The following is a 6,133-nucleotide window of genomic DNA, read 5'->3' as shown; positions in this document are numbered from 1 at the left end:
CGCGCCCCCCCCCCCCCCTGGCGTGTGCGCCCCCCGGGGGCCCCCGGGGCCGGCGCCCCCCCCCCACGAGGGTGCCCGGAGGCACGGTCAGGTCCGGCGCCGGGTCAGGGGCAGGTCGTCGTCGTGCAGCACGTCGGACAGCCGTCGACCGGCGAGCGCGGCCGCGTACCCGGGTTCCGCCCCGACGTCGTGCGCCTCCTGGAGCACGTGGCCCCGGACCCCCATGGCGGAGAGCTGCCCGCAGAGCTCGAGGACGTCGTCGCGCGAGTGCACGGTCGGGTCGACCGTGGTCCGTACCTCGTGCGGGACGCCTGAGCGCTGCACGGTCGCGAGCGACCGGTACGCGGCCTCTCCCGACGGTCCGGCCCCGGTGACTCGTGCGTACCGGTCGGGCAGGTCCTTGATGTCGAGCCCGACCCAGTCGACGAGGGGCAGGACGTGCTCGAGGCGTGCGGGCCACGCGCCCCCGGTGTGCAGCCCGACCCCGAAGCCCAGGTGGCGCACGTCCGCGATCGCCGACGGGAGCGCGGCCTGGAGGGTCGGCTCGCCGCCCGAGAAGACGACGCCGTCGAGGAGGCCCCTCCGCTCCCCGAGGAACACCAGGACGTCGGTCCAGGGGATCGCGCGCTGCGCGCTGCGGGGCGCTGCCGTGACGAGATCCGGGTTGTGGCAGTACGTGCAGCGCCACGGGCATCCCTGGAGGAAGACCGTGGCGACGAGCCGGCCCGGCCAGTCGACGGTCGAGAGCGTGGTCAGGCCCGCGACCACGAGGGGCGGGAGCGCGCGCTCCGTGGACGAGACTGCGGTGGCGGTCAATGTCGTGTCCTTCCGGCCGGTCGTCAGGGTCGTGGAGCGTCACCGGGCAGGCTCGGGTCAGCCTCGACACGACGTGGCACGACGGTACGGCGATGTGACGCGCGACTCACCGAGCGCGCTTGTGAGACCTTTCACAAGGGGTTGTCAGCATGATGCGGCAGTGCTGCCGGGGCCGCCTCACCCGCCACCTGCGCGATGCGGCCTAGGCTCGTGCCGTGCTCCCGCGGCCCGGCCTCGCCCGCCGACCGCCGTGTACGTCCGACCTCGCCGAGGAGGCCTCGTGCTCGCCGTCTGGATCATCGTCGTCGTGGCGCTCGTCGTCGCGTGGCTCGCCTGGCTCGGGGCCACCGACCGGATGACCCGCAACGGCCTGATCGGGATCCGGACCCCCGCGACACAAGCCAGCGACGCGGCGTGGATCGCGGGGCACCGGGCCGCGCTCAAGGTGGTGCTGCCGGGGGCGGCGCTCGTGGCGGCGCTCGCGGTCGTCGGCAGCGTCATGGGTCCCGACGGCGCCACGGACGTCGTGTTCTTCGCCGTCGCCGGGGTGCTCCTCACCGAGGGGATCGCGGCGGCGGTGGTCGCCGAGATCGCGGCGCGGGGTGCGGACGCCGTCCAGGGGGACGAGCCCCCCGGCCAGTGGGACGTCGACTAGCGGCGCACGGTCAGTCCGACGCCCCGCGAATGAGCTCGGGGGAGAAGACGCGCGGCGATCGCGAGACGGGGTGGCCGGCGATGAGGTCGAGCAGCATCCCGGTCGCGGCCTTGACCATCTCCACGACGGGGTTCTGGACGGTCGTCAGCGCCGGGCTGGTCGCCCCGGCGACGCCGAGGTTGTCGAAACCGACGACGGCCACGTCGCCCGGCACGGACTTTCCCCGTGCGCGCAGGACGCGCAGCGCGCCCTCGGCCATGAGGTCCGAGGCGGCGAAGACCGCGTCGATGTCAGGGTGGCGGTCCAGGAGGTTCTCCATGGCCGCGGCCCCGCCGGCCGCGGCGAAGTCCCCCGAGGCGATCGCGTCGTCGGGCAGGCCCGCCGCGCGCAGCGCCTTGCGCCACCCCGCGAGGCGGTCCACGCCCGCGGTCATGTCCTGGGGGCCGGTGATCGTCGCGATGCGTCGGTAGCCGCCGTCGATCAGGCGCTGGGTCGCGATGCGCCCGCCCTCGACGTTGTCGACGTCCACGTAGACCAGGTCGTCCATGGCGGTGAAGGGGCGGCCGACGAAGACCGCGGGGAGCGGGGACGCGAGCACAGCGCCCTCGAGGTCGTCCTCGCGGTGGTGCGACGTGATGATCGCACCGTCCACGTGACCGCTGCGCAGGTACCGCACGATGCGGCCCGCGTGCTCGTCGGGCCGGGCGATGAGCAGCACGAGCTGCAGGTCCGTGGGCGCGAGCGCCGCGCTCACCCCGCGTAGCGTCCCCGACAGGAACGGGTCCGTGAGGATGCGCTCGTCGGGCTCGGGGACGACGAGCGCGATCGAGTCGGTACGTCGTGTCACGAGTGACCGTGCCGCCCTGTTCGGGGTGTACCCGAGCTGGGCGACGGCCGCGTCCACGGCGGCCTGCGCCTCGGGGGAGACGCGCAGGCCGCCGTTGATGGCACGGGACGCCGTCGAGCGGGACACGCCGGCCGTCTGTGCGACCTCGTCCAGGGTCGGCGCGGAACTCAGGGTGCTCATGGTCTCAGTATCCTGCCAGGCCTGGATGAGAGAACTGCCACGTTCGCAGGCTCGCCCTCAGGGGCGGGCCGGGACCGCGTTCTGGGACGCGACCTGGGCGAACCACCGCCCGCTCGCCTTGACGGTGCGCTCCTGGGTCTCGTAGTCGACCCGGACGATCCCGAAGCGCTTCGAGTAGCCCCAGGACCACTCGAAGTTGTCCAGGAGCGACCACGCGAAGTAGCCGCGGACGTCGGCGCCGTCGTCGATCGCGTCCTTGACTGCCCGCAGGTGGGCGTCGAAGAACTCGAGGCGGTTCTGGTCGTCGACCGACCCGTCGGGCTCCACGACGTCGTCGTAGGCGCAGCCGTTCTCGGTGATGTAGAGCGGCACCCCCGCGGGGCCCGTGTAGTCCGCCTGGAGACGGTTGAGCAGGCGCGTGAGCCCCTCGGGCTGGACCTCCCAGTTCTGGTCCGTGACCGGCAGTCCGCGCGGGTGGTTGAACACGCCGTCGGCCGCGGGGTACGGGCTCGACGTCGGACGCTCGACCGGCGCGGAGCCGTCCAGCGTGGTCGACGCGGGCCGCGAGGAGACCAGCTCACCGTGGTAGTAGTTCACGCCGAGCGCGTCGATGGGCGACGAGATGATCTCGAGGTCGCCCTCCTGGACGTGCTGCGCGAAGCCGTGCTCCTCGACGTCCGCCAGGACGTCGGCCGGGTACTCGCCCTTGATGACGGGGTCCAGGAAGATCCGGTTGAACTGGCCGTCGATGCGACGGGCCGCGTCGACGTCGCCCGCGTCGTGGGGATCGAGGGGGTCCGCGACCGTGAAGTTGAGCGTGATCCCCAGGTTCGCCTCGGGGGCGCGCTCGCGCAGCGCCCGGACCGCGAGGCCGTGGCCGAGCAGGAGGTGGTGCGCCGCGGCGAGACCGTCGGGACGGCTCTGACGACCGGGGGCGTGGACGCCGCCCGTGTACCCGAGGAACGCCGAGCACCACGGCTCGTTGAGGGTCGTCCAGACCCCGACACGGTCGCCGAGCGCCTCGTGCATCGTCACGGCGTAGTCCGCGAAGCGGTAGGCCGTGTCACGGTTCGTCCACCCGCCCTGGTCCTCGATCGCCTGCGGCAGGTCCCAGTGGTAGAGCGTGATCCAGGGCAGCAGGTCCTTGGCGAGGAGCTCGTCGACGAGGCGGGAGTAGAAGTCCAGCCCCTTCTGGTTGACGGCTCCACCGCCCGGCTGGACGCGGGCCCACGACGACGAGAACCGGTAGGTGCCCAGGTTCAGGTCGGACAGGAGCGCGACGTCCTCGCGGTAGCGGTGGTAGTGGTCGCACGCGACCTCGCCGTCGTCGGCGCCCAGGACGGCACCCGGGACGCGGCAGAACGTGTCCCAGACGGAGTCCTCGCGGCCGTCGGTGTGGGCGGCCCCCTCGATCTGGAACGCGGCGGTCGCGGCGCCCCAGAGGAAGCCCTGGGGGAACTCGACGCGGTCGGTGGCGCCCAGGTGGCGGGGGGTGATGATCTCGGTCATCCCTTGACAGCTCCTTGCATGATGCCGGCGACCAGCTGGCGACCGGTGAAGATGAACAGCACGATCAGCGGCAGCGTCACGAGGAACACGCCCGCCATGACGAGCGAGTAGTCCACGAAGTAGTTCGCCTGCAGCGACCGCACCACGAGCGGCAGCGTCGGGTTCTCCTGGTTCAACACGATGGACGGCCAGAAGAAGTTCGTCCACTGCTGGACGAACGTGAAGAGGCCGAGCATCGCGGCCGCGGGGCGGGCCGCGGGCAGGGCGATCGACCAGAAGGTCCGGAACATCGAGGCACCGTCGACGCGTGCGGCCTCGATGAGCTCGTACGGCAGCGACTCCGACAGGTACTGCGTCATCCAGAACACGCCGAACGCGGTGACGAGCGCCGGCACGATCACGGCCTGCAGCTTCCCGATCCACCCGAGGTCGGACATGAGGATGAACATGGGGATCACGCCGAGCTGGGTCGGCACGGCCATGGTGGCGATGACGAAGACAAGGAGAGGGCCACGGCCACGGAACCGGAGCTTGGCGAACGAGTAGCCCGCGAGCGTGGAGAACAGGACCACGGACAGCGACGTGACGACCGCGATGATCACCGAGTTCGCGAACGCCTTCCAGAAGTTGATCGCGCTCGACCCGATGACCTCGGCGAACTGCGTGAACAGGCTCGCGTCGGGCAGGAGCTGCGGCAGCGCGGCCTTGGAGATCTCGGCCGGGGTCGACGAGCCCAGGATCAGCGTGAAGTACAGCGGGAAGATCGAGATCAGCAGCACGAGGCCGAGGAACGTGTAGGTGACCCAGCCCGGTCGGCGGGTGTGACCGCCCGTGCCCTTGCGGACGGGGCGGCGGTTCGGGCGTCGGGCGGCGGCGCGGGCGGCACCCGCTCCGGCGGTCTGCGCGACGACGGGGATCGAGCTCATCGCTTCTTCCGATCGTTGGGTGCGCTCGTGGGCGCGCTGGGTCGGCGGGCGGAGGAGCCTCCGCGCGGGCTGGTCGCGTTCTGGGCGCGCAGGGCGGCGGCAGCGGCCTTGCGGCGTGCGCGCTGGACGGCTCGTGGCGCCTTCTTGCTGGGGCCCGACGTCGAGATGCTGCGTGTGATCGCGAAGTTCACGAGCCCGATGAGCAGGATGACGATGAACAGGATCCAGGCGATCGCGGCGGCACGCCCGAAGTTCTTCTGGTTGCCCCACGCGACGTCGTACAGGTAGAGGACCGTCGTCATCCACTGGCGGTCGGCGCCACCGAGGCCCTGCGCGTCGTAGGTGCGCGGCTCGTCGAAGATCTGCAGGCCGCCGATCGTCGAGGTGATGATGACGAAGATGATCGTGGCGCGGATCTGGGGCACGGTCACGGAGAAGAACTGCCGCACGCGGCCCGCGCCGTCGATGATCGCGGCCTCGTAGAGCTCGCGCGGGACGGCCTGCATCGCGGCGAGGAAGATCAGCGCGTTGTAGCCGGTCCAGCGGAAGTTGACCATCGAGGCGATCGCGACGTGGCTCGCGAGGGCGTCGGCGTGCCAGCGGATCGGCTCGATCCCGATCACGCCGAGGAGCCCGTTGATGAGGCCGTACTGGTCGGCGAAGAGGCGGCCGAAGATGAGGCCGACCGCGACGGGGGCCACGACGTAGGGGAGCAGGACGCCCATGCGCCAGAAGGTGGCCGCACGCAGGTTCTGGTCGAGCAGCGCCGCGATGATGATCGCGCACATGACCTGGGGCACGGAGGAGAGCAGGAAGATCGAGAAGGTGTTGCGCAGCGACTTCCAGAAGGTGGGCTGCGCGAGCACGTCGGAGAAGTTCTGGAGACCGACGAAGTCCCCCTGTCCGCCCAGCAGGTTCCACTCGTGGACCGACACGAAGGCCGTGTAGACGAGGGGGAAGAGCCCGGTGATCGCGAAGAGGATGAAGAACGGGGAGATGTAGAGGTAGGGGGAGAGCTTGACGTCCCAGCGGCCGAGGCGCTGGGAGAAGCCGACGCGCCGCTGGGGGCGTGGTGCCGGTCCGTCGAGGCCCTGGTTGGGCTGGGTGGGAGTGAGGACGCTCATCCGACTTTCCTGTGCTGGGTCGAGCGGGGACGCGATGCCCGACGGCGGGCTGGGACGGGGGAGCGCGGGGTGACCT

At 71.4% G+C, this 6,133-nt stretch carries 6 protein-coding genes; 1 reads left to right on the top strand and 5 read right to left on the bottom strand.

What is annotated here, in order from left to right:
- Positions 1–87: 87 nt before the first annotated feature.
- Positions 88–816, bottom strand: coding sequence for an anaerobic ribonucleoside-triphosphate reductase activating protein (locus ACFRCR_RS15765; RefSeq protein ID WP_377678824.1), 729 nt, complete (start codon positions 814–816; stop codon positions 88–90).
- A gap of 280 nt (positions 817–1,096) precedes the next feature.
- Between ACFRCR_RS15765 and ACFRCR_RS15760 the strand changes: the two genes are divergently transcribed.
- On the top strand, positions 1,097–1,471 hold the full coding sequence (locus ACFRCR_RS15760) for an SdpI family protein (RefSeq protein WP_377678822.1): 375 nt from the start codon (positions 1,097–1,099) through the stop codon (positions 1,469–1,471).
- 10 nt (positions 1,472–1,481) lie between these two features.
- On the opposite strand, the gene ACFRCR_RS15755 is transcribed toward ACFRCR_RS15760, so the two are convergent.
- The 4 genes from ACFRCR_RS15755 to ACFRCR_RS15740 are packed head-to-tail and all read right to left on the bottom strand — an operon-like array spanning position 1,482 to position 6,057.
- Positions 1,482–2,498, bottom strand: a complete 1,017-nt coding sequence (locus ACFRCR_RS15755; RefSeq protein ID WP_377678821.1) for a LacI family DNA-binding transcriptional regulator — start codon at positions 2,496–2,498, stop codon at positions 1,482–1,484.
- Positions 2,499–2,555: 57 nt separating this feature from the next.
- Positions 2,556–4,007 carry a GH1 family beta-glucosidase gene (locus ACFRCR_RS15750; RefSeq protein WP_377678820.1) on the bottom strand — a complete coding sequence of 484 codons (1,452 nt, stop codon included), beginning with the start codon at positions 4,005–4,007 and terminating at the stop codon, positions 2,556–2,558.
- Complete coding sequence (locus ACFRCR_RS15745) at positions 4,004–4,933, bottom strand: carbohydrate ABC transporter permease (RefSeq protein WP_377678818.1); 930 nt, start codon at positions 4,931–4,933, stop codon at positions 4,004–4,006. The genes ACFRCR_RS15750 and ACFRCR_RS15745 overlap by 4 nt, the downstream gene beginning before the upstream one ends.
- A complete protein-coding gene (locus tag ACFRCR_RS15740) occupies positions 4,930–6,057 on the bottom strand; it encodes a carbohydrate ABC transporter permease (RefSeq protein ID WP_377678816.1) in 1,128 nt (375 codons plus the stop codon). The genes ACFRCR_RS15745 and ACFRCR_RS15740 overlap by 4 nt, the downstream gene beginning before the upstream one ends.
- Positions 6,058–6,133 lie beyond the last annotated feature (76 nt).

This window comes from Oerskovia sp. NPDC056781, assembly GCF_042789955.1.
In the GTDB taxonomy this organism is placed as follows: Bacteria; Actinomycetota; Actinomycetes; order Actinomycetales; family Cellulomonadaceae; genus Oerskovia; species Oerskovia rustica.
This window is presented reverse-complemented; position numbering and strand designations above follow the sequence as displayed.